Below are 23,272 nucleotides of genomic sequence, written 5' to 3' on the forward strand. Positions count from 1 at the left end.
GGTTCACGGCGTCCGGGGATCGATCACGAGGCGCACCGACAGCGGATTGCTGCCGGCGTCGCGCGCCAGGTCGATGCGGCGCGGCAGCTGGGCGGCTGCGTCCTGCCAGGCGACGTAGCGTACGGTCCAGCCGTTCTGCGCCAGCGTGGCCAGCCGGCCCTGCTCGTCGCGCGTGGTGCGCGCGGGCGCGCCCTGCGTGGCGCGGCCGTGCAGCCAGTCGCGCATGCCGGCCACCGGCAGCGCAAAGCCGAGCGCCTCCTCCATCAGGGTGTCGACCTCAGGCGCGTTGCGCGGCGGCTGGTTGGGCAGGTCGAGCGTGGCGCCGGACGGCGTGGCGGTGACCACGGCCAGGGTCTGGCCGAGCGGGGACACCAGGTCCAGCCGCACGTTGCGGCCCTGTTCTTCCCAGCGGAAGCTCCCCTGCACGCCTTCGTCGCGCCCGTAGCGCACGTAGTTGGCGGAGAAGCGGCCGGTGTATTGCTGGCTGGCGGCGGCCTGGTCGCCATCAAAGCTGCGCGACGGTGCCACGCTGGCACACGCCTGCAGCAGCAGCGGGGCGCCAAGGCAGAAGAGCGCCAGGCGTCGGGATCGGTTCATAGGCTTGGTCGTGAGAACGGCGGCGCGGCGGCGTCCGCCGGCTGACGGAAATCCGGCGCCGCGGACCCGGGCTGCGGGCCGCGGCGGGCGGGGTTACTTGGACACTTGCACGTTGACCTTGTAGCGGCGCAGCGTGTCGACCAGGGTCTCGTTCTCGGGATCGATGCGGACGGCCTCGGTCCAGGTCTTGCGCGCTTCGTCATGCTCGCCGAGCTGCCACAGCACCTCGCCCAGGTGCGCGCCGATCTCGGCCTCGGGCGCCTTGGAATAGGCGTTGCGCAGCAGGTCGGCCGCCGGGCGCAGGTCGCCCATGCGGAATTTGACCCAGGCCAGGCTGTCCATGATGTACGGATCGTCCGGCCCCAGCTCGGAGGCGCGCTCCAGCAGCTTGAGCGCCTCCGGCAGCCGCTCGTTGCGGTCCGCCAGCGAGTAGCCCAGCGCGTTGTAGCCCTGCTTCTGCTGCGGCTGCAGCGCAATCACCTTGCGCAGGCCCTTCTCCATGCTGTCGTAACGCTTCTGGCGCTCGTCGAGCATGGCCAGTTCGTAGATCCAGTCGGCGTTGTCGGGCTCGGCCGTAATGCGGTCGTTGAGCAGCTTGCGGGCGCGGTCATAGGCTTTGCTTTCCATCAGCGTGGCCACCTCGGCCTGGCGGATGGCGGTCATGCGCTGCGCGCGCTGGCCAGGATCGGAGATGTCCTCGGCGTCGGTGAGCATCTCGCCGAAGAGCGCCTGGGCGTCGTCGAGCTTGCCCATGCGCGCCAGCAGCTGTGCGCGCTTGGCGGTCGCCGCGGGCGCCAGCCGGATGTCCTCGATGCGGTCCAGCCACCGGATGGCGCCGGCGTAGTCCTTGCGCTCCTCGGCGATCTGCGCCAGGTACTGGTAGGCAATGTCGGGGTTGGCGGTGGGCTGCTTCTCGACCAGCTGCAGGTATTCCTTCAGGTACTGCTCGGCCTCGCCGTAGCTCTTGGCCTGCAGGCTGGTCAGGCCCAATGCCAGCGGCACGCGCGGGTCGCCCGGGGCTACCTTGCGCAGGGTCTCGAACTCCTGCCGGGCCGACTGCATGTCGTTGCGCAGCAGGTACAGCCGCGCCAGCGTGATATGGCCGTTGACCGAATCGGGCGACTTGTCGAGGAAGCGCTTCAGGATCGCGACGGCTTCGTCCGGCTGCTTCTCGGCGCGCAGCTCGGCCGCCATCAGCGCGGCCGCTTCATAGCCCGGGCGCAGCCGCAATGCCTGGTCGAGCGCGGCGAGCGCGCCCGGCTCGTCGCCGGCGACTTCCCTGGCGCGCGCCAGGGCCAGCTGCGTTTCCGGCAGCTTGGTGTCATTCTTGGTCAGGTCCTGCAGCAGTGTGGCCGCGCCGGCCGCATCGCTGGTGCGCGACAGCTGCTGCTGCAGCTGCAGGATGGCCTCGCCGCGATGGCTGGCCGGCACCGCCGCCAGCTGTTGCTGCAGCAGGGGCCGGGCATCGTCCCAGCGCCCGTTGAGCACCAGCAGCGTCGACAGCACCTGCGCTGCCGCGGGCGAAGTCGGAGAAATCTCCTTCCACAGGCGCGCGGAGTCCAGTGCCTGCTGCGGGATGCGCGCATTGAAGGCGATCTCGGTGGCGCGCTGCGCGAAGCGCGGGTCGCGGGTCTGCCGGGCCAGTTCCATGTAGGTCCGGTAGGCCGGGCCGACCAGGCCGCGCTGCATGGAAATCTCCGCGGCCAGCACCATATAGACGATGTCGTCGGTCAGCTCCAGCGACGGCAGCGCGCTGCGTGCGGGCTTGGCGGCGGCGGGGCGCTCGCTTTCGGCCGCGGCCAGCTGCAGTGCCGATGGCAATGGCATGGCGCCCGCAGGCGGCGCGGCGTGGCTGGTGCCGGCGGCCAGGGCCAGCAATGCCGAGGCGGCCAGCGCACGCGCATGGCGGCGGGGCGCCTGGAAAAACCGGGCCAGGGCGCCAGCCGTGCGCGCTGTGCGGGAAACGGCGCCTGGAAAGGCGATCGGGAGGCCGCCCGCGGTGGCTTGCAATGTGGAGTCCGGCATCAGGTCCGGCATGAGGTCCGACATGTAGTGATTGCTCCGGCGCGCGCTGGCGAGGGATGGGAGAAAGCGCATTGATAAGGGCATTGTAGCCTGCCGCTACAATGCGCTGCTTGGCGCCGCAGGCCGGTGCCCGCAGGCGCCGCTGGAGTTTTGAGCGGTAACCAACGGAGAGGTTCGATGCCAGAATTGCCCGAGGTCGAGGTGACCCGGCGCGGCTTGCTGCCGCATGTGGTGGGACGGCGCATCGCCGCGGTCACGGTGCGCCACCGCGGCCTGCGCTGGCCGGTCGATCCGGAACTGGAAATGCGGCTGGCCCAGCGCGTGGTGCGCCGGATCGAGCGCCGCGGCAAATACCTGCTGCTGGAATGCGTGAGCGAGGCGGCGGGCGAGCCGGCCGGCTGGCTGCTGGTCCACCTGGGCATGACCGGCACGCTGCGGGTGCTGCCCGAGGCGCCGCCGCCTGGCGCGCACGACCACCTTGACCTGGTGCTGGCGCCGGCGTCCGGCGCCGCGGTGGATACCAAAGCGGGCACCATCGTGCTGCGCTTCCGCGATCCGCGCCGCTTCGGCGCCATCCTGTGGAGCACGCTGCCCGAGGCCGAACTGCCGTCGCACCCGCTGCTGCGCACGCTCGGCATCGAGCCCTTCGATCCTGCCTTCGACGGCGCCTGGCTGCACCGCCACACGCGCGGGCGCAGCGCCGCCATCAAGACCGTGCTGCTGGCCGGCGCCATCGTGGTGGGCGTGGGCAACATCTATGCGTCCGAAAGCCTGTTCCGCGCCGGCATCCGCCCGACCACCCCGGCCGGGCGCCTGAGCCGCGCGCGCTGCGACCGCCTGGCGCAGGCGGTGCGCGAGACCCTGGCGCAGGCGATCGAGCGCGGCGGCAGCACGCTGCGCGACTTTGTCGGCAGCGACGGCGCCAGCGGCTATTTCCAGCTTGATTGCCTGGTCTACGACCGCGCCGGCCAGCCGTGCCGGGTCTGCGCCACGCCGGTGCGCCAGATCGTGCAGGGCCAGCGCTCCACCTTCTACTGCCCGAACTGCCAGCACTGAGCCTTGGCGGCCACCCCGGGCAGGCGCCGTGTGGCGCACAATGCGCGCCGCCGGCGATTGTCGATGGGTCGGCGCAACACTCCTTGTGCAAGCCATTACGGAGGGGCGTGAATTCCACAAAACCGCCGTGGAAACCTGTATCGTGTGCGCAGTCATAAAAAGTTACAAAACGGCCCAACCGCTTGCCGGGTAGGCAGTGGTCAGGCCGGCATTGTGCGAACACGGGCGCAGCGCGCAAGCGGCGTGCCCCGAGGTAAAACCAAGTCAGCCGAACAGCTCCATGACAACGCTCGCCCACCAATTCGAACAATACGGCGCCTGGAGAACCGGGGTCCTCCAGTCACTGGCCGAATTCCAGTCCTGGCTGCAGCAGCACGACCTGTACGACGCCCAGGCCGATGACCGCGTGCAGCGCATCCAGAGCGTGCTGCGCAGCGACCGGCTCAAGGTCGCGTTCATTGCCGAGTTCTCGCGCGGCAAGAGCGAGCTGATCAACGCCATCTTCTTTGCCGACTACGGGCGCCGCATCCTGCCGTCGTCGGCGGGGCGCACCACGATGTGCCCGACCGAGCTGCGCTATGACGAGGCCGAGCCGCCGTGCATCCGGTTGCTGCCGATCGAGACACGCCTGCAGGAGGCCTCTACCGCCGACTTCCTGGAGGCCGGCACCTCGGCTTCGCACTGGCATTCGGTGCCGCTGGACCCGTCTTCGCCCGAGGGCATGCTGGCTGCGTTCCAGCACGTGGTGCAGACCGTGCGCGTGCCTCCCGCGCAGGCCGAGGCGCTGGGCCTGTACCACGAGAACGATCCCGATGCCGCCTACGCGGTCGATGCCGAGGGCATGGTCGAGATCTCGCGCTGGCGCCACGCCGTCATCAATTTCCCGCACCCGCTGCTGCGCCAGGGCCTGGTGATCCTGGACACGCCCGGCCTGAACGCGATCGGCACCGAGCCCGAGCTGACGCTGCGGCTGATCCCCGACGCCCATGTGGTGGTGTTCGTGCTGGCCGCCGATGCGGGTGTCACCAAGAGCGACCTGGAGCTGTGGCGCAGCCATGTCGGCGCCGGCCACCGGCGCGGCTGCCTGGCGGTGCTCAACAAGATCGACGGGCTGTGGGATCCGCTGCGCGAGCCGGGCGAGATCGCGCAGGAGATCGCGCGGCAGGTGTCCACCACCGCGCAGGTGCTGGGCATCGAACAGTCGCGCGTCTATCCGGTATCGGCGCAGAAGGGCCTGGTGGCCAAGGTCACGCACGACGACGAGCTGCTGGCGCGCAGCGGCCTGCCCGAGTTCGAGCACGTGCTGTCCGACCAGCTGATCCCGCGCCGGCGCGAGATCGTCTCGGACCAGGCGCACCGGCTGGTGCAGGATATGGCGCGCGCCGCGCAGCAGCTGCTGCAGAGCCGCCGCCGCGATATCGTCGAGCAGCTGTTCGAGCTGCGCGGCCTGCGCGGCAAGAACCACGCGATGGTCAAGCACATGCTGATGCGGGTGCAGGGCGAGAAGGAAGAGTTCGAGCAGAGCATCAGCAAGTTCCAGGCGCTGCGCCTGGTCTTCGGCCGCCACAGTGCCGACATCATCAAGAGCCTGCAACTGCGCGACGTGCGCCTGACCATGCGCAGCGCGCGCGAGCAGATGAAAGAGCGCTTCTTCTCGCGCGGACTGCGCGAAGACATGGACGCGCTGTTTGCGCAGCTGACCAGGCTGGTGACCGATGCCGACAACAAGATCGGCCAGCTGCACCAGCTGATCGAAAGCATGTACCGGCGCTTCAACGCCGAGCACGGCTTCACGCTGCCCGCACCGATGCAGTTCACTGCCGAGCGCTACGTGGCCGAGCTTGAGGAAACGCTGCGCCTGGTGCATGCGCACTTCGGCACGGTCAGCATGCTGACGCGCTCGCGCCCGCAGCTGGTCCAGAGCGCCTTCAGCACCATGGCCAGCCGCGTGCTGGAGAACTTCCGCGACCTGAACCGCGATATCGAGGTCTGGCTAAAGTCGGTAATGACGCCGCTGGAAGCGCAGGTGCGCGAGCACCAGAAGCAGCTGCGCCGGCGCGTCGATTCGATCGAGCGCATCCACGAGGCCACCGACACGCTGGAAAGCCGCATTGCCGAGCTCGAGGAAGTGCTCAACGGCCTGGACGAGCGCAGCGGCCGTATCGAGGGCTACGCGCAGCGGCTGCTGCGGCCGACGGCTGCAGCCGACAGCGCGAGCCTTGCGGTGGCCTGATCCTGAAGCCGGTATATCATGTGGCGCCGCACTTAGCGGCGCCTTTTTCTTTGGTGCGCCGCGCGCCCCCGCGCTTCAGAACGTTTTACCCAGATGCCCCGCAAACCAGCCCCCCGCGCCGTTCCCGCCATCCCCGACGATATCTGCGTGCCGCCCGACTTCGGCGCCAGCGTGGTCGACTGGCAGCGCCAGCATGGCCGGCACGACCTGCCGTGGCAGAACACGCGCGACCCGTACCGCATCTGGCTGTCGGAGATCATGCTGCAGCAGACCCAGGTGAGCGCGGTGATCGACTACTTCCAGCGCTTTGTCTCGCAGCTGCCCACGGTGCAGGCGCTGGCGGCGGCGCCTGCCGACCAGGTCATGGCGCTGTGGGCGGGGCTGGGCTATTACTCGCGCGCACGCAACCTGCACCGCTGCGCCATGCAGGTGGTGAGCGAGCATGGTGGCCGTTTCCCGACCGATCCCGCGGTGCTGGCCACATTGCCCGGCATCGGCCGCTCCACCGCCGCGGCGATCGCCGCGTTCAGCGCCGGCGTGCGTTCTCCTATCCTGGATGGCAACGTCAAGCGCGTGTTCGCGCGCTGCTTCGGCATCCACGGCCATCCGGGCGAGCGCGTGGTGGAAACGCGCATGTGGCAGCTGGCCGAGCTGGCCTTGCCGGCCGCAGGCCCGCGCCAGGCCGAGGACATGATCGCCTATACGCAAGGGCTGATGGACCTGGGCGCCACGGTGTGCTCGCGCGGCAAGCCGGCCTGCCTGGCCGATGCCGGTGCGTGCCCGCTGTCGGCCGACTGCGTGGCGCGCCGCGACGGGCTCACCGGCGTGCTGCCCACGCCCAAGCCGCGCGCGGCCATCCCCGAGCGCAGCACGGTAATGCTGCTGGTGCGGCGCCAGCGCGAAGTGCTGCTGCGCCTGCGCCCGGGCAGCGGCATCTGGGGCGGCTTGTGGAGCCTGCCGGAGATGCCGGTCGACAGCGTGCCCTTCGACGCGGAAGCCGCCGAGGCGGCGGCGCTCGACTATGCCCGCGCCTTCGGCAAGCCCGCGCGCGCCGCGCTGACCGGCGAGCTGACCCACGTGTTCACGCACTTCCGCCTGCTGATCCGTGCCATCCGGGTCGATGTGAGCGCGGACGGCGCAAGCCTGATGGCGCAGGGCGGCGCCGCGGAAGCCGCGCAGCGCTGGATCTCGCTTGACGATCTCGATGTGGTGGGGACGCCCGCGCCGGTGCGCAGGCTGCTGGAGGACCAGGCGCGCGGCGGGCTGTTCTGAAGCCTGGCAGGCGCATCTGCGGGATCCGCGCCTAGAGCATGTGGTTCTGGCGCATGTAGCGGTGCACGATCTCGATGCGCATGCCGGCATCGGGCAGCGCCATCAGCATCTGCTTGGCCTTGAGCGGCACCGGCAGCAACTCGCACAGCCGGTTGGCGACCCAGCTCGGGTCGTCCCACAGGTAGGGCTCGTCGAACGGCAGCCGGTCGGGTTGCTCGGCATGCAGCCGCGTGACAATGCGCCGCAGCGCATCCAGGCATTCGCCCAGCAGCTCCAGCTTGCAGTCGATGATGTCGGGGGGAAGCACCTCGGCGCGGGCGACCAGCAGGCCGTCGTCGCGGGTGTCGTGGCTGACGATATGGAAGCGCTCGCGGCCGCGCGCGCGGATCAAGAGCACGCCCAGCTGTTCCATGTTGCAGTCGACGATCTCCGCCAGGCAGCCGACCGGTTCCGGCACGGTGGGCTGGTCCGGCCGGGCCACTTCCTCGCCGCTTTCGATCAGGCAAACGCCAAAGGGCGTGTTGTCGCGCAGGCAGTTGCGCACCATGTCGACATAGCGCGCCTCGAACACGCGCAATGGCAGCCGTCCACCGGGAAACAGCACGGTGTGCAACGGGAACAGCGGCAGGTTGTCGAGCGTCCGCGGCGGATCTTCTGATCCCGTGGGACGGTAGAGGTCGGTCGAGGACATGCAGTGCCAGCTTGGGTATCGCGCAGCAATGGGCCAGCCGGCCAACGCGGCGCGCAGATGCCAGTTGGCAGTCCCGCCTGCGTCAGCCCGCCGGTGCGAGCTCTCGGTGTCTTACCAGCACATTACCATGCGCCCGGAAGTAGTTGGCAAGCCTTTCCGCAATATAGACCGAGCGATGCTGGCCGCCGGTGCAGCCGATCGCGACGGTCAGGTAGCTGCGGTTGTCGGCAATGAAGCTTGGCAGCCACTTTTCCACGTAGGCGCGGATATCCTCGGCCATTGCCAGCACCATCGGCTGGGCCTGCAGGAAGTCGATCACCGGCGTGTCGCGCCCCGTCAGCGGGCGCAAGGCCAGGTCGTAATAGGGGTTGGGCAGCGAGCGCACGTCGAACACCATGTCCGCATCGCTGGGCACGCCGTGCTTGAAGCCGAACGACTCGAACAGCAGCGTCAGCCGCTGGCTGTCGTCGCGGATCAGCTCCTTGATCCAGCTGCGCAGCGTATTGGTGCGCACATTGCTGGTGTCGATGCGGTGCGCGGCCTCGGCCAGCGGGCTCAGCAGCGCGCGCTCCATCTCGATCGCTTCCATCAGCGCGGTGTCGTTGAAGGCGGGTTCACCACCCGGGCCCGGCACGCCGTCGGTACGGACCGAGAGCGGGTGGCGGCGGCGCGTCTCGGAGTAGCGCTGCACCAGTGCATCGGTGCTGGCGGTCAGGAACACCACCTCGACCTGGTGCTCCGCGGCCAGCGCGCGCACGGTGTCGGGCAACTGGTCGAGCGACTCGCGGCTGCGGATGTCAGTGGCGACGCCCAGGTGCGTATAGCCCTGGCTGTCGAGATAGCGGGTCAGTTCCGGGATGAACTGAGCCGGCAGGTTGTCCACGCAGTAGTAGCCTGCGTCTTCGAGCACGTTCAGTGCGACGGACTTGCCGGAACCGGATATGCCGGTGATGAGGATGATGCGCATAGCACCTGAAGCATAGCATCACGTGATGAAGGCGTCATGACACCACGCGCAAAAGCAAGCATGGCGAACCTCGCGGTTCGCCATGCTTTTGGCGTCAGCTTGCGGAGCTGGTTGCGGCTCAGGCTGCCTTGGACAGGCATTCCTTCATGTAGGCCTTGTATTCGTCGCCCTTCTTGCCCTTGCCCGACTTGCTGCAGGAGGCCATTTTCTCCTGCTGGGTCTTGGATGCGCCCTTGGACAGGCATTCCTTCATGAACGCCTTGCGTTCGTCGCCCTTCTTGCCGGCGGCTTGCGTATTGCAGGCCTTCATCTTGTCCTGCTGGGAATTGGCTGCGGGTTTGTCCGGGTTAGCCGGGGTGGCAGGCGTGGCAGGCATGGCCGGTGTTGCCGGGGCGGTGGCCGCTGGCTTGGCTGGCGTGGCTGGCGTGGCGGGGGTTGCCGGCGTGGCAGTGGTCTGCGCAAATGCGCTGGCGGCGATCATCGGGGTGACCAGCGCGCACATCGCGATCAGTTTCTTCATGCTTGCTCTCCTGGGTGTGGAAAACTTCATGGCCGCTCGCCATTGCCGGCGTTGCAGCTTCCGTAACGGGCGCGATGCCCATTACAGCACAAAACGGAGCATGCCTGAAGAACGTTGACGTTCTGCGTCAACGTCGTTGTAAGCAAATGAAAACGCTGGCGCTCAGAGCAGGCGGCCCTGGCCGCGCGAAACCGCATCGGCCTGCATCGCGGCGCGCTGCCGGTCCATGAAGTCGCGCAGCGTATCGATGCCGCGCAGGCGCAGGATGGTGTTGCGCACCGCTGCCTCGACCAGCACGGCCAGGTTGCGCCCGGCCGCCACCTGGATCTTGACCATGTGGATGGGCAGGCCCAGCACATCGAGATATTGCGAATCGAGCGGCAGCCGCTCGAACTCGCCGTCATTGCGGCGCACCAACTGCACCACCAGCTTGATCTTCATCTTCCGGCGCACCGCGGTCTCACCGAAGATAGTCTTGATGTCGAGCAGGCCCAGGCCGCGTACTTCAAGCAGGTTCTGCAGCAGCGGCGGGCAGCGGCCTTCGATGAAATCCGGCCCCAGGCGCACGAAGTCTACGGCATCGTCGGCTACCAGCCCGTGGCCGCGCGAGATCAGTTCCAGGCCCAGTTCGCTCTTGCCCAGGCCCGATTCGCCCATGATCAGCACGCCCATGCCCAGGATGTCGAGGAATACCCCGTGCATGGTCACGCGCGGTGCGGAGATACGCGACAGGTACAGGCGCAGGTGGTCGATCACCGCGGCCGACGACACCGGCGTGGTGAACAGCGGCGTGGACGAGCGCGTGCAGCGCAGTTCCAGGTCGGGCGGCGGCTCCATGCCGTCGGCGATCACCAGGAAGGGCGGCTCCAGCAGGATCAGCTCGCCCATCTGGCGCTTGCGGGTCTCGTCGTCGAGCCGCTGGTAATAAGTGATCTCGGGCTTGCCGAGCACCTGGATGCGGTTGGGGTGGATCAGGTTCAGGTGGCCCACCAGGTCGGCGGCGGAGGTGGCTTCGCGGGCGAACTCCACGTCGAAGGCGCGGTCTGCACCTTCCAGGCCGGCCACCCACGAGAGTTTGATGTCGGCTGCGTTGTCGTCGAAGATGGACTGGGAGGTGACGCCGGTGAGTTCCATGCGGTATGACTGGTGGGGCGGTTTTGCGAAGCGCCTTGGCGCCTGCCCGGTCTGGTGCCGGCCCGCTTGGGGGATCAGGGGATCAGGGATGCCATGCGATCAGCAACTGATGGACGGCATCGGGCGTGGGCAGCGTGGCCAGCCCTTCACGCATGTCGCGGTCGGAAAGCAGTTGCGCGATTTCGGATAGGATTTCCAGGTGCTGCTGCGTAGCCTGTTCGGGCACCAGCAGGAAGATCAGCAGCGATACCGGCTTGCCATCGGGCGATTCGAACGGAATTGGTTCGGCCAGGCGCATGAACGCGGCCAGCGGCTGCTTCAGGCCCTTGATGCGGCCGTGCGGGATTGCCACGCCGGCGCCCAGGCCGGTGGATCCAAGCGACTCGCGCGCGAACAGGTTGTCCGTCACGATGGCGCGCGCCACACCATGGTTGTTCTCGAAGAGGAGCCCGGCCTGCTCGAACACACGCTTCTTGCTGGTGACGCTGACGTCGAGGGTGATGTTGCCGGGTGGCAGCAATTTGGCCAAACGATTCATGGGCGATGCGCAGGATTTCAGTTAGCGGGCGGACCGCCCCGCCGGGCAGTGGGCTGGCTCCGGCCTGCCGTTGGCCTGGCCGGAGGCGTCCGGCCCATTATAGAGCAGCGACTACTCCCGCATTGTGCAGCGCAACGGGGCAAGCCGGTGCAGAACGATACATGGTGATGCAATCGTGCCTCCGCGGCGGGGAGCCGGTGCACCGGTGCGGGGCACGGCCAGGATTCCCTCTCTTTGTATGGCGCAGCATACACCTTGGCGCTGCGCTTGCGAACACCCTTGCTCATTCGGGTGAAAAGCATTGGCTCCGGCGCCACAGCCGGGCCGCGCCGCCAGTGCGGGCGCGGCATGCCGGCGGCAACCGGGAACGCGAGGGCGCAAAAAAGCCGCGCTTCGTGGCGCGGCTTGCCTGTTCAATCCTGATTCAGCAGCCCGCTGCGGGGCTGCCGGGCACGGTCATTGCTGCATTTGCGCTGCGGCCATCTGGTACTTGACCGCTTCGCGGTCGTGGCCTTGCACGCGATCCTTGTAGCGGATCACCTGACGGTCCAGCTTGTCGACGAGTGCGTCGATCGCTGCATACAGGTCTTCGTGATGCGCTTCGACAAAGATGTCCTTGCCCTTGAGATGTAGATTGATTTCCGCGTACTGACGCCGGTCCTTTTCCTTATGGTTGTCGACAGAGAGCAGCACACTAACGCCAATGACTTGATCGAAATGCCTGACGATTCGCTCCAGCTTCGTTTCCACGTACTCACGCAGAGGGGGCGTGATGTCCAGGTGGTGTCCACTGATCTTGAAGTTCATAGCGCTTCTCCTTCTGAAAGAGCCTCACCAGGCAGGCGGTGGGCTCGGCTACAAAGACTTGCGGAGATTGACTGCGGGGATCTTCAGGGCTTCGCGATACTTGGCAACGGTGCGGCGTGCGACAACGAAGCCTTGTTCGCCCAGCAGTTCGGCAATGCGACTGTCGGAAAGGGGATTCCTCGGGTCTTCGGCTCCTATCAGTTGCTTGATCAAGGCGCGGATGGCCGTTGATGAAGCCGCGCCACCGGTTTCGGTGGACACGTGGCTGCCGAAGAAGTACTTCAGTTCGAAAGTACCCATCGGCGTTGCCATATATTTATTGGTCGTCACCCGGGAGATGGTTGACTCGTGTAAACCCAGTGTATCGGCAATCTCCCGCAAAACCAAGGGGCGCATGGCGATTTCGCCGTGGCTGAAAAAGTTCTTTTGACGCTCGACAATGGCCTGCGAGACACGCAGGATTGTGTCGAACCTCTGCTGGATGTTCTTGATCAGCCAGCGCGCCTCCTGCAGCTTCTGCTGCAGCCCGGCGGTGCCGGACTCACCCTTCGCGCCACGCAGGATTTGTGCATACATGTCATTGATGCGCAGCCTCGGCATCACATCCGGATTGAGCTGCGCGATCCAGCCGCCGCCACCCTTGCGCACGAACACGTCCGGCACCACGAAGTCCGCCTCCGGGCGGCTGTATGCATGGCCGGGGTAGGGCGCCAGCGAGCGGATCAGTTCGTGTGCGGACTTCAGCGCCGCTTCATCGACCTGCAGCGCCTTCTTCAGCCGCGTGTAGTCGCGTACTGCGAGCAACTCCAGGTGGTTGGTCACGATGTTCAGGGCCAGTTCGCGCTGCGGGTGCGTCAGGCGCCGCAACTGCAGGGCCAGGCACTCGGCGGCGTTGCGCGCGCCCACGCCGGGCGGGTCGAAGCTCTGCAGCAGCGTGAGGATGGCGTGGACTTCCTCGATCTCGAACTCGAGTTCTTCCGGCAACTCCGTGCAGATCTCCTCAAGCGATGCGCTCAGGTAGCCATCATCGTCGAGTGATTCGATCAGGAAGATGGCCAGGCCCTTGTCGCGCGCGGAGATCTTCAGCGGCGTGAGCTGTTCCATCAGGTACTCGCGCAGCGTGGGCTCGGCTTCGCGCAGCTGCATCGGCGTTTTTTCATCCTCGTCGCCCTGGGGGCGGCGGGCAAAGTCGTCCAGGCTCCAGTCGCCGCTGCCATAGTCGTCGCCGTTGCCGCTGTCGCCATAGCTGTCGTCGTCAGCCGCGCCATCGGCGCGGGCCTCGCCATTGCCCTGCGGCTCTGCCGGCGCGGGCGCCGGTGCGCTCTGCAGGTTGACCGAGCCGTCGGCCGCAACGCGCAGCGGGCTTTCGATCCAGTCGTTCTCACGTTCGAGCAGAGGGTTTTCCGTCAGCGCCTGTTCGACCTCTTGCTGCAGTTCCAGCGTGGAAAGCTGCAGCAGCCGGATCGACTGCTGCAGTTGCGGGGTCAGGGCCAGATGCTGGGAAAGGCGGAGCTGTAGCGACGGTTTCATGCGACCTATTCTATGCGCATCTTTCCGTTGTTGGAACGGAAATTGCTATCGCTTATGCGGTCTGATCGCTGCTGGCTGTGGCAGGCCCACGTGCGCCCGCGAATAGGCCTGCCGCTCCATGGCAGGCCGCTGCATCACATGCGGAAGTTCTCGCCCAGGTAGACGCGCCGCACTGCGTCATTGGCGATGATTTCCTCGGGCTGGCCCGCGGCCAGCACCGTGCCTTCGCTGATGATGTAGGCGTGGTCGCAGATGCCGAGCGTCTCGCGCACGTTGTGGTCGGTGATCAGCACGCCGATATTGCGCGCCTTGAGGAAGCTGACGATGCGCTGGATCTCGCCCACGGCGATCGGGTCCACGCCGGCGAAGGGTTCGTCCAGCAGGATGAAGCGCGGCGACGACGCCAGCGCGCGCGCGATTTCCACGCGGCGGCGCTCGCCGCCCGACAGCGACAGCGCCGGGTTGTTGCGCAGGTGCGCGATCTGCAGGTCGTCGAGCAGCGAATCGAGGCGGCGCTCGATCTCGGCCTTGGCCAGCGGCTTGCCCTTGTCCAGCTGCAGCTCCAGCACCGCGCGGATGTTCTCTTCGACGTTGAGCTTGCGGAATACCGAGGCTTCCTGCGGCAGGTACGACAGCCCCATGCGCGCGCGCTCGTGGATCGGCAGGCCGCTAATGTGGTCGCCGTCGAGCACGATATCGCCTTCGTCCAGCGCCACCAGGCCCACGATCATGTAGAACGACGTGGTCTTGCCCGCGCCGTTGGGCCCGAGCAGGCCGACCACCTCGCCGCTCTTCACGTCGAGCGAGACGTCCTTGACCACCGTGCGCGAGCCATAGCGCTTCTTCAGGTGGCGCACGACCAGGGTGCTGCCGCCGGCAAGGACGGTGGAGGCTTCGACGGAAGGCTTGTCGGCGATGGTTGCGGTATCGGTCATTGGCACAGTCTGGCGTTCAGGCGTTTCCGGCGCCGGCCGCATGCGATGCACGCAGCCGGCGCCAGGCGTCAGGGTTTGTTGGCAGGCGCGGGCGCTGGCTTCAGGTCCAGCGGCGAGCCGCTGCTGCCCGTGGCGCCGGCCTTCTGGTCCTGGCGCGGCGACAGCACCGCGCGTACGCGGCCGGACGGATTGGCGGCCGCGGCGTCGCCGCTGCCGCCGCCGGCAGCCGTGTAGAACTCCTTGCGGCTGTCGTAGGTCAGCACCGCGCCGCGGATCTCGTCGACCTGCTTGGCGCCCTGCAGGCGCGCCATGCGGGCATTGCCGATCAGCTTGGAGTACTCCTGCTTGCCGTCGTACTCGATGCGGTCGCCCCAGCCGTCGATGTATTCGTCGACGCCTTCGCGCTTCTGCCGGATGTAGGCCTGCTTGCCCGGCTTGGCGGTGGCCACCGCGAACTGGTAGCCCTCGGGATCGGTGCGCAGTTCGGCGGCGTCGGACTTCAGGATCATGGTGCCCTTGGTCAGCACCACGTTGCCGGTCAGCGTATAGATCTGCTTGACGTCGTCGTAGCTGGCGTTGTCCGCCTCCAGCACCATCGGCTTGTCGCGGTCCGCGCGCTCGGCCAGGGCGGGCTGGGCCAGCAGGCCGAAGGCCATGGCCAGGGCGAGCAGGGCCGGGGCGGTGCGTCGACGGGACGATGTCGTCAGGGAAGCAGTCATGTTGGCAGGGTTGCTTGAGGGCGTCTGGGTACGTTGGTGCGGGTTGGTGCGGCCCCCGGGCCGGGGCTCAGGACCCCGGCGCGCGGCCCGGGGTCGGCCCGGTGATGATGGTGCCGCGTACATTGCCGAGCAATTGTACTTCGCGCGTGACGTTGTTGAAGATCAGGCCGTTGGCGGTCATCACCGACGGCCCGCGCGTCAGCTTGACCGGCTTGTCGGTCTTGACGATGTCGTCATTGACCAGCAGCTGGAAATAACTGGATGCGGCGGTCAGCTGCGGGTCCTTGGACACGTCCACGCCCTGCTGGCGCATGACGAAGCCGTTGCCGTACAGGTCGATCACCGAGCCCTCGGCGTTCATGCGGCCCATATCGGCGCGGGCGGTGACCGGCGGGCGATCCGGCTCGTACGCGCGCATGGCGGGCCGGGTCACCTCGTAGGTCTGGTCATCTTCGAAATGGATCATGCGCTCGCCGGTGAAGCGGATCTTGGTGCTGCCGTCCGGCGCCAGCTCAGTGGCCGAGAAGCGGTCCATGAAGTAATCGGGCTCATGCTTCTTGGCGCTTTGCGCGGCCGGGTCTTCCTTGGGGGAGTTGATCTGGACCAGCCAGAACGTGCTGCCCGCCACGAAGGCCATCAGCAGCAGCGGCAGCAGCCGCATGAAGATGCCGCTGAGGGAGGCGAGGAGTGCCTGCATGGTGTCCTTGGCGTTGTGCCGGTTGTGCCGGGCCGCGCCCGCTCAGATGACCTTGGCGCGGGTCAGGTCGTGGATATGCAGCGCGCCGGTCAGGCGGCCGTCGTCATCCACCACCAGCAGCTGGTTGATGCGGTTGGCCTCCATCACCTGCACCGCTTCGACGGCGAGCTGGTTCTCGTTGACCACGTGCGGGTTGCGGTGCATGACGTCGCCGATGGGCACGGTCTTCCAGTCGCGCGGGGTTTCCAGCAGGCGGCGCAGGTCGCCGTCGGTGAAGACGCCGATGGCGTGTCCGTCCGGGTCCACCACGGCGGTCATGGCCATGCCCTTGCGGGTGATTTCCATCAGCGCCTGGGCCAGCGGGGTGTTTTCACGCACCTCGGGCACGGCGTTGCCGGTGCGCATCACGTCGCGCACATGGGTCAGCAGCTTGCGCCCGAGCGCGCCGCCCGGGTGCGAGCGGGCGAAGTCTTCCTCGCCAAAGCCGCGCGCATCGAGAACCGCCACCGCCAGCGCATCGCCCAGCGCCAGCGCCGCGGTGGTGCTGGCCGTCGGCGCCAGGTTCAGCGGGCAGGCTTCCTTCTCGACCGCCGCGTCCAGGTGGACGTCGGCCAGCTTGGCCAGGTTGGAGTCGGGGTTGCCGGTGACCGAGATCAGCCGCGCGCCGATGCGCTTGACGATCGGGATGATCGACAGCAGCTCGCCGGTCTCGCCAGAATTGGAGAAGGCGATCAGCACGTCGTCGCGCGTGACCATGCCCAGGTCGCCGTGGCTGGCTTCGGCCGGGTGCACGAAGAACGCCGGCGTGCCGGTAGAGGCCAGCGTGGCCGCGACCTTGCGCCCGATATGGCCGGACTTGCCGATGCCCGAGACGACCACGCGCCCGGTGCATTGCAGGATCAGCAGCACGGCACGGGCAAAGTCGCCGTTCAGGCGTCCGGAAAGTGCGGAAACCGCATCGGCTTCGGTCTGGAGAGTGTCGCGGGCGAGCCTGAGTGCTCGATCCGCATCGAAATTGGCTATCATGGCGACGAAGTATACCAACGAATGCGATGGCGCCTGGCCCGACCCATGGCGCACGTCGTGCTTGCCGTGCTCGCCGTATTTTGCCGGCAGGGTGCCCGTGCCGGGTCGGACGCGCGCCTGGCCGGTCACCCAGACCGCCTGATGCATTCTCCGCTGGAACTGACCCTGGTGCTGCTGGCCGCCGCCGTCTTCGGCGTGGTCGCATTCCGCATGCTGCAGCTGCCGCCGATGCTCGGCTACCTGGCCGTCGGCATCCTGATCGGCCCCCATGCGCTGGGGCTGGCCAGCGACACCGCGCAGACCAAGTACCTGGCCGAATTCGGCGTGGTCTTCCTGATGTTCTCGATCGGGCTGGAGTTCAACCTGACCAAGCTGCGCTCGATGAAGCGGCTGGTGTTCGGCCTGGGCGGCTCGCAGGTGGTGCTGTCGATGCTGGCGGTGGTGCCGGCCAGCTGGGCTTTCAACTGGCTGTTCCCGCTGTCCTGGCAGGCGTCGGTGGCGCTGGGCGGGGCGCTGGCGATGTCTTCCACCGCGATCGTCTCCAAGATGCTGTCCGAGCGCATGGAGCTTGAGAGCGAGCAGGGCCGCAATATCATCAGCATCCTGCTGTTCCAGGATCTGGCGGTGGTGCCGCTGCTGATCGTGATCCCGGCGCTGTCGCGCGATCCGGGCGACCTGATGGTGGCGCTGGGCCTGGCCACGGTCAAGATCGTGGTGGCCCTGGGCGTCATCTTCTTCCTGGGCCAGCGTTTGATGAGCCGCTGGTTCCACGTGGTGGCGGCGCGCCGCTCGCAGGAACTGTTCATGCTGAACCTGCTGCTGGTGACGCTGGGCATGGCGGCGCTGACCGAGCGGCTGGGCCTGTCGATGGCGCTGGGCGCCTTCATGGCGGGCATGCTGATCTCCGAGACGCCCTACCGCCACCAGGTGGAAGAGGACATCAAGCCGTTCCGCGACGTGCTGCTGGGGCTGTTCTTCGTCACCATCGGCATGCTGCTCAATATCCGCGTGGTGCTCGACCACGTATGGCTGGTGCTGGCGCTGCTGGTGGTGCCGGTGCTGTTCAAGCTGGTGCTGATCGCGATGCTGGCGCGGGTCTTCGGCTCGCGCCAGGGGGTGGCGATCCGCACCGGGCTGGGGCTGGCGCAGGCCGGCGAATTCGGTTTCGTGCTGCTGAACCAGATCGACGGCCTGAACCTGGTCGACCCGGTGCTGATCCAGGTGATCCTGGCGTCGATGCTGCTGTCGATGCTGGCCGCGCCATTCCTGATCCAGTACAGCGACGCCATCGTGCTGCGCTTTGCCGCCAACGAATGGCTGATGCAGTCCCTGAACATGACCCGCATCGCCGCGCAGAGCCTGCAGACCGAGAAGCACGCGATCATCTGCGGCTTCGGCCGCAGCGGGCAGAACCTGGCGCACATGCTGGAGCGCGAGGGCATCAACTACGTGGCGCTGGACCTGGACCCCGACCGCGTGCGCGAGGCCGCCGCGGCCGGCGATACCGTGGTCTATGGCGACGCGGGCCGGCGCGAGGCGCTGATCGCCGCCGGCATCCACCGCGCCGCCGCCCTGATCGTCACCTATGCCAACACCCCATCGGCGCTCAAGGTGCTGCACCACGTGCAGGAACTGGCGCCGGCGCTGCCGGTGATCGTGCGCACGGTGGACGATTCAGAGCTCGACACGCTGCAGAAGGCCGGCGCCACCGAGGTGGTGCCCGAGATCATCGAGGGCAGCCTGATGCTGGCTTCGCACGCGCTGGTGCTGCTTGGCGTGCCGATGCGGCATGTGCTGCGCGGTGTGCAGGAGGCGCGCGACGCGCGCTACAGCCTGCTGCGCGGCTATTTCCACGGCCGCGACGATGATGAGGACATGGTCGAGCGCGATTCGGTGCGGCTGCACTCCGTGTCGCTCGGGCCGCAATCCACGGCGGTGGGGCGGCGCCTTGGCGTGCTGGGGCTGGAGCGGATCGGCGTGGAAGTGACCGCGGTGCGCCGGCGCGGCATCCGCGCCTTTGACCCGGAGCCCGAGACCGTGCTGGAACCGGGCGACATCGTGGTGCTGCGCGGCCCGCCCGAGGCGCTGGAAGCGGCAGAGACGCGCATCCTGAACGGCTGAGCAGGGCCGCCGGATGCGTCAGTGCGAACGCGCCTCGACCCAGGATTCCGGCAGGTTGTCGAGCACGGCGCGCGCGTCCAGCGAGCGGATCGGCACGCTGGCGTCGGCCGGGATGCGGCCCTCGCCCTGCAGCATCAGGTAGCGCAGGCAGCACACGCGCAGGAAGGACGAGAAATTGCCGGCCACTGCCTCGCCGCCGCGATGTTCGGTCAGTTCATCGTGCAGGCGCGTGATCAGCTGGTTGACCGTCATGTCGTCACGCCGCGCCAGTTCTTCCAGCACTTCCCAGAACAGGCTCTCCAGCCGGATGCTGGTGGCCACGCCATGCAGGCGCAGCGAGCGCGACTGGCTTTGGTACGACGCCGGATTGGCGCGGATAAAGATTTCACACATGGATGCTCCCGTGCGGGCGGCGCAGCCGGCGTGCATGTGCACGGCTCGCGCTATGGGGCGGACCGTGCCTTCACGCGTGGGGGCGCCGCGTGCGGAAAGCTCTAATGTACGATCCGCGTGCCCAGCACGGCAAGGAACTGCGCCAGCCAGGCCGGATGCGCGGGCCAGGCCGGGGCCGTGACGAGGTTGCCATCGGTATGGGCCTGGTCGACGGGAATATCGGCATAGGTGCCGCCGGCCAGCGTCACCTCGGGCGCACAGGCCGGGTAGGCGGAGCAGGTCTTGCCTTCGAGCACGCCAGCCGCGGCCAGCAGTTGGGCGCCGTGGCAGACCGCGGCGATCGGCTTGTCCGCCTGGGCGAAGTGGCGCACGATCTCCAGCACGCGCGCGTTCAGGCGCAGGTATTCCGGCGCGCGGCCGCCGGGGATGACCAGTGCGTCGTAACCGGCGGGGTCGATCTCGGCAAAGCTCGCGTTGAGGGTGAAGTTGTGGCCTCGCTTCTCGGTGTAGGTCTGGTCGCCCTCGAAGTCATGGATGGCGGTGGCGCAGGCGTCGCCCGCCTGCTTGTCCGGGCAGGCCGCATGCACGGTGTGGCCGACCATCTGCAGTGCCTGGAACGGCACCATGGTTTCGTAGTCTTCGGCGTAGTCGCCCACCAGCATCAGAATCTTTTTTGCCATCGCGGTCTCCTGTATGGTTACGGGTGTCCGGCGGGTGCCGGACGCGGCAGCCCGGCCCCTGGCTAGCCAAGCGGGCCGGCAGGGCCATTGTGCTGGCCGCCCCGATGGCGCGGGTGGTAACTGGTTACCGCGCCGGCGGCCATCCTGCCGCGACCCGCTGCGACCCCTCTTTCTGATTGGCGCGCCACGCTGCGCGCCTACCGTTTCCAGACCCCTATGGCAGACTCCATCATCCAGTCCCCCGAGCTCGGCGACGTCACCGGCTACCTGCGCGAGCGCATCCGTACGGTGCCGGACTGGCCCATGCCGGGCGTGATGTTCCGCGACATCACCCCGCTGCTGCAGAACCCCAAGACGCTGCGCGTGCTGATCGATGTCTTTGTGCACCGCTACATGGATGCGCAGCTCGACCTGGTGGCGGGCATCGACGCGCGCGGCTTTATCCTGGGCGCGATCGTCGCGTATGAGCTGAACCTGGGCTTCGTGCCGATCCGCAAGAAGGGCAAGCTGCCGTTCCAGACCGTGGCCGAGGAGTACGAGCTGGAATACGGCAGCGCCACTGTCGAGATCCATGCCGACGCCTGCAAGTCCGGCGACCGCGTGCTGCTGGTCGACGACCTGATCGCCACCGGCGGCACCATGATGGCCGGGCGCAAGCTGCTGGAGCGCCTGGGCGCGACGGTGGTGGAGGGCGCCGCCATCGTCGACCTGCCCGAACTGGGCGGCTCGAAGCTGCTGCAGGACGGCGGGCTGCCGCTGTTCACCGTGTGCAAGTTCGAAGGTCACTGAGCCACGCTGACCGGCCCGCAAGATTTCCACGCAAGGAGACCCCATGCCTGACCTGTTGCTGTTCCTGCTGACTTCGATTGCCGTGACTGTGGCCCCGGGGCCCGACAACCTGCAGGTGCTGGCGCGCGGCATGGCACAGGGCCGGCGCGCGGGGCTGGTCGCGGCACTGGGCTTTTCGGTCGGGTGCCTGTTCCACACCGTGATTGCGGCGGTGGGGCTGGCCGCGGTGCTGCGCTCGTCGCCGCTGGCGTTCCAGCTGATCAAGTATGCGGGCGCGGCCTACCTGATCTGGATCGGCATCCAGGCGCTGCGAGCCAGGGGCGGGCTGGCGCAGGGCGGTGACGTCGATGCGGTGCCGCTGGGGCGCGTGTTCCGCCAGAGCGTGCTCGGCAACATCATGAATCCCAAGGTGACGCTGTTCTTCCTGGTGTTCCTGCCGCAGTTCGTGCGCGCCGATGCCGCGCACCCGGGGCTGCAGTTCCTGCTGCTGGGCGTGGTCTTCATGCTGCAGACGGCGGTGGTGTTCTCGCTGTTCGGGCTGTGCGCGGGCTGGCTGGGCGCCTGGCTGCGCCGCCGCCCGGCCACCGGCCGCTGGCTGGACCGCGCCGCCGGGGCGATCTTCGTCGGGCTGGGGATCAAGGTCGCGCTGCCCTGATCCCGGCCCGCCCAAACGCTGCGCAGCCACATGCGCGGCGTGGCTTTCCAGGGTGTTGTTCCTGTGCTGCCTGCGGCCCGCATCGCGGGCCCATGCCGTTGCCGGTGCCAGGTGTCGGGCGCATAATGCCCTCTTGACAACGACACGATGACCGGGCGGAGCCTCCAGTCAGTATTCGGCACCGGTCACACAAAGGCGCACCATGGGCGTACTCCTTCACCTGCTATCAGGCGTTGCCCTGCTCGTCTGGGGCACCAACATCGTCAAGGTCGGCATCCTGCGCGTCTACGGCGCGAACCTGCGCCATGTCCTGTCGACCAGCGTCTCCAACCGCTTCACCGCCTTCCTTGCCGGGCTCGGCGTCACCGGGCTGGTCCAGAGCAGCAACGCCACCGCGGTCATCGTCAGCTCCTTCGTCGGCCAGGGCCTGATCGCCGTGGCGCCGGCGCTGGCCATCATGCTCGGCGCCAACGTCGGCACCGCGCTGATGGTGCAGGTGTTCTCGCTGGACCTGTCCTGGCTGTCGCCGCTGCTGATCTTTGTCGGCGTGATCTGCCACCTGACCTGGAAGGGCAGCAGGGCCGGCCACGTCGGCCGCGTGCTGATCGGCCTGGGCCTGATCACGCTGGCGCTGGAACTGATCTCCATCGCCACCCGTCCGGTGGTGCAGGCCGCCGGTGTCAAGGTCTTGTTCGCCTCGCTGACCGGCGACGCGGGGCTGGACATGCTGGTCGGCGCCTTCCTGACCATCCTGTGCTATTCCAGCCTGGCCGTGGTGCTGTTCTGCGGCGCGCTGGCCTCGGCCGGCGTGGTGTCGATCCACGTGGCGCTGGCGCTGGTGCTGGGGGCCAACCTGGGTTCGGGCATCTCGGCGCTGCTGACCACCTCGGGCAACAACCAGCCGGGCAAGCGCGTGACGCTGGGCAACCTGCTGTCGCGCCTGCTGGGCTGCCTGGTGGCGCTGCCGCTGCTGGGCCAGGCCGAGGAGCTGCTGGCGCTGCTGGACCATGACCCGCAACGGCTGATCGTCAATTTCCACCTGCTGTTCAATGTCGCGCTGGCGGTGCTGCTGCTGGGCGCCACCGCGCCACTGGCGCGGCTGTGCGAGAAGGTGCTGCCCGGGCGCAATACCGGCGACAGCCAGGTCACGCCGCGCCACCTCGATACGGCCGCGCTGTCCACGCCCACGCTGGCGCTGGCCAACGCCGCGCGCGAAGTGCTGCGCATCGGCGACCGCGTCGAGCAGATGCTGGACAACATGCTGCGCGTGCTGCGCACCAACGACGCCAAGCTGGCCGACGCCACCTGCCGCATCGACAACGAGGTGGACGACCTCTACACCGCGATCAAGCTCTACCTGACGCGCATCAGCCTGGAAGCGCTGGACGAGCGCGACGGCCAGCGCTGGACCGAGATCATCTCGCTCACCATCAACCTGGAACACGCGGGCGACATCATCGAGCGCATCCTGCTCGATACCAAGGACAAGAAGATCGCCCACAACCTGATGTTCTCCGAGGCGGGCATGCAGGAAATCGCAGAGATGCACGCGCGCCTGGTCGCCAACCTGCGGCTGGGCCTGTCGGTGTTTCTCAACGGAGACCTCAAGAGCGCGCAGGCGCTGATGGCCGAGAAAGCGAACTTCCGCGAGCTGGAGCGCAAGTACGCGCGCACCCACCTGCAGCGCGTGGCGGTGCAGACCGCCGAGAGCATCGAGACCAGCTCATTGCACCTGGACGTGATCAGCGAGCTCAAGCGGCTGAATTCGCTGTTCTGTGCGACGGCTTATCCGGTGCTGGAGCAGGCTGGGGTGCTCAACCGCAGCCGGATGAAGGAAGACGACCTGCCGGCGGTGCCGACCGTGCAGGCAGCGCAGCACTGAGCGGC

General features: G+C 67.7%; 22 protein-coding genes. 7 read left to right on the top strand and 15 right to left on the bottom strand.

What is annotated here, in order from left to right:
• Positions 1–3: 3 nt before the first annotated feature.
• Positions 4–597: a lipoprotein insertase outer membrane protein LolB gene (gene lolB / locus AC3WLF_RS07780; RefSeq protein WP_492318956.1), complete on the bottom strand. Its 594-nt coding sequence runs from the start codon at positions 595–597 to the stop codon at positions 4–6.
• A gap of 93 nt (positions 598–690) precedes the next feature.
• Positions 691–2,646, bottom strand: coding sequence for a tetratricopeptide repeat protein (locus AC3WLF_RS07785; protein ID WP_492318957.1), 1,956 nt, complete (start codon positions 2,644–2,646; stop codon positions 691–693).
• 153 nt (positions 2,647–2,799) lie between these two features.
• On the opposite strand from AC3WLF_RS07785, the gene mutM reads away from it, so the two are divergent.
• The 3 genes from mutM (at position 2,800) to mutY (ending at position 7,183) form a co-directional block, all read left to right on the top strand.
• Entirely contained in the window at positions 2,800–3,678 is an 879-nt protein-coding gene (mutM, locus tag AC3WLF_RS07790) for a bifunctional DNA-formamidopyrimidine glycosylase/DNA-(apurinic or apyrimidinic site) lyase (RefSeq protein WP_492318958.1), read from the top strand.
• Positions 3,679–3,958: 280 nt separating this feature from the next.
• Positions 3,959–5,911, top strand: a complete 1,953-nt coding sequence (locus AC3WLF_RS07795; RefSeq protein ID WP_011614482.1) for a dynamin family protein — start codon at positions 3,959–3,961, stop codon at positions 5,909–5,911.
• A gap of 93 nt (positions 5,912–6,004) precedes the next feature.
• Positions 6,005–7,183 (top strand): A/G-specific adenine glycosylase, encoded by a 1,179-nt coding sequence (gene mutY, locus AC3WLF_RS07800; protein WP_492358014.1) that lies wholly within the window; start codon positions 6,005–6,007, stop codon positions 7,181–7,183.
• Between the two features lie 31 nt (positions 7,184–7,214).
• Here the strand turns inward: mutY and AC3WLF_RS07805 are convergent, their stop codons facing one another.
• From AC3WLF_RS07805 to AC3WLF_RS07855, 11 genes are all read right to left on the bottom strand, one after another.
• Complete coding sequence (locus tag AC3WLF_RS07805; RefSeq protein WP_492318960.1) at positions 7,215–7,874, bottom strand: LON peptidase substrate-binding domain-containing protein; 660 nt, start codon at positions 7,872–7,874, stop codon at positions 7,215–7,217.
• A gap of 82 nt (positions 7,875–7,956) precedes the next feature.
• Positions 7,957–8,841 (bottom strand): RNase adapter RapZ, encoded by an 885-nt coding sequence (gene rapZ / locus AC3WLF_RS07810; RefSeq protein WP_010814382.1) that lies wholly within the window; start codon positions 8,839–8,841, stop codon positions 7,957–7,959.
• 118 nt (positions 8,842–8,959) lie between these two features.
• Complete coding sequence (locus AC3WLF_RS07815) at positions 8,960–9,361, bottom strand: PsiF family protein (protein ID WP_492358015.1); 402 nt, start codon at positions 9,359–9,361, stop codon at positions 8,960–8,962.
• Between the two features lie 162 nt (positions 9,362–9,523).
• The gene (hprK, locus tag AC3WLF_RS07820) at positions 9,524–10,495 is read right to left on the bottom strand and encodes an HPr(Ser) kinase/phosphatase (protein ID WP_010814384.1); all 972 of its coding nucleotides are present in this window, start codon (positions 10,493–10,495) and stop codon (positions 9,524–9,526) included.
• 82 nt (positions 10,496–10,577) lie between these two features.
• Positions 10,578–11,033: a PTS IIA-like nitrogen regulatory protein PtsN gene (ptsN, locus tag AC3WLF_RS07825; protein ID WP_010814385.1), complete on the bottom strand. Its 456-nt coding sequence runs from the start codon at positions 11,031–11,033 to the stop codon at positions 10,578–10,580.
• 456 nt (positions 11,034–11,489) lie between these two features.
• Positions 11,490–11,840, bottom strand: a complete 351-nt coding sequence (gene hpf, locus AC3WLF_RS07830; protein ID WP_010814386.1) for a ribosome hibernation-promoting factor, HPF/YfiA family — start codon at positions 11,838–11,840, stop codon at positions 11,490–11,492.
• 48 nt (positions 11,841–11,888) lie between these two features.
• Positions 11,889–13,370, bottom strand: coding sequence for an RNA polymerase factor sigma-54 (locus AC3WLF_RS07835; protein ID WP_439671233.1), 1,482 nt, complete (start codon positions 13,368–13,370; stop codon positions 11,889–11,891).
• 134 nt (positions 13,371–13,504) lie between these two features.
• Complete coding sequence (gene lptB, locus AC3WLF_RS07840; protein ID WP_492318963.1) at positions 13,505–14,305, bottom strand: LPS export ABC transporter ATP-binding protein; 801 nt, start codon at positions 14,303–14,305, stop codon at positions 13,505–13,507.
• A 68-nt stretch (positions 14,306–14,373) separates the two neighbouring features.
• Positions 14,374–15,024: a lipopolysaccharide transport periplasmic protein LptA gene (lptA, locus tag AC3WLF_RS07845; protein ID WP_492318964.1), complete on the bottom strand. Its 651-nt coding sequence runs from the start codon at positions 15,022–15,024 to the stop codon at positions 14,374–14,376.
• Positions 15,025–15,091: 67 nt separating this feature from the next.
• Positions 15,092–15,721, bottom strand: coding sequence for an LPS export ABC transporter periplasmic protein LptC (lptC, locus tag AC3WLF_RS07850; RefSeq protein ID WP_492318965.1), 630 nt, complete (start codon positions 15,719–15,721; stop codon positions 15,092–15,094).
• 42 nt (positions 15,722–15,763) lie between these two features.
• The gene (locus AC3WLF_RS07855) at positions 15,764–16,747 is read right to left on the bottom strand and encodes a KpsF/GutQ family sugar-phosphate isomerase (RefSeq protein WP_010814391.1); all 984 of its coding nucleotides are present in this window, start codon (positions 16,745–16,747) and stop codon (positions 15,764–15,766) included.
• A 141-nt stretch (positions 16,748–16,888) separates the two neighbouring features.
• Between AC3WLF_RS07855 and AC3WLF_RS07860 the strand changes: the two genes are divergently transcribed.
• Positions 16,889–18,868, top strand: coding sequence for a monovalent cation:proton antiporter family protein (locus AC3WLF_RS07860; RefSeq protein WP_492318966.1), 1,980 nt, complete (start codon positions 16,889–16,891; stop codon positions 18,866–18,868).
• A gap of 18 nt (positions 18,869–18,886) precedes the next feature.
• Here AC3WLF_RS07860 and AC3WLF_RS07865 read toward each other — a convergent pair whose 3' ends face one another.
• The gene (locus tag AC3WLF_RS07865; RefSeq protein ID WP_492358016.1) at positions 18,887–19,261 is read right to left on the bottom strand and encodes a ribbon-helix-helix domain-containing protein; all 375 of its coding nucleotides are present in this window, start codon (positions 19,259–19,261) and stop codon (positions 18,887–18,889) included.
• A 101-nt stretch (positions 19,262–19,362) separates the two neighbouring features.
• Entirely contained in the window at positions 19,363–19,941 is a 579-nt protein-coding gene (locus tag AC3WLF_RS07870) for a DJ-1/PfpI family protein (protein ID WP_492358017.1), read from the bottom strand.
• A 216-nt stretch (positions 19,942–20,157) separates the two neighbouring features.
• Between AC3WLF_RS07870 and AC3WLF_RS07875 the strand changes: the two genes are divergently transcribed.
• The 3 genes from AC3WLF_RS07875 (at position 20,158) to AC3WLF_RS07885 (ending at position 23,267) form a co-directional block, all read left to right on the top strand.
• A complete protein-coding gene (locus AC3WLF_RS07875) occupies positions 20,158–20,730 on the top strand; it encodes an adenine phosphoribosyltransferase (RefSeq protein ID WP_010814395.1) in 573 nt (190 codons plus the stop codon).
• A gap of 43 nt (positions 20,731–20,773) precedes the next feature.
• The gene (locus AC3WLF_RS07880; protein WP_492318968.1) at positions 20,774–21,385 is read left to right on the top strand and encodes a LysE family translocator; all 612 of its coding nucleotides are present in this window, start codon (positions 20,774–20,776) and stop codon (positions 21,383–21,385) included.
• A gap of 202 nt (positions 21,386–21,587) precedes the next feature.
• Positions 21,588–23,267 (top strand): Na/Pi cotransporter family protein, encoded by a 1,680-nt coding sequence (locus tag AC3WLF_RS07885; RefSeq protein WP_492318969.1) that lies wholly within the window; start codon positions 21,588–21,590, stop codon positions 23,265–23,267.
• Positions 23,268–23,272: the final 5 nt, after the last annotated feature.

It is taken from the genome of Cupriavidus sp. FW306-01-F10A, from assembly GCF_058782785.1.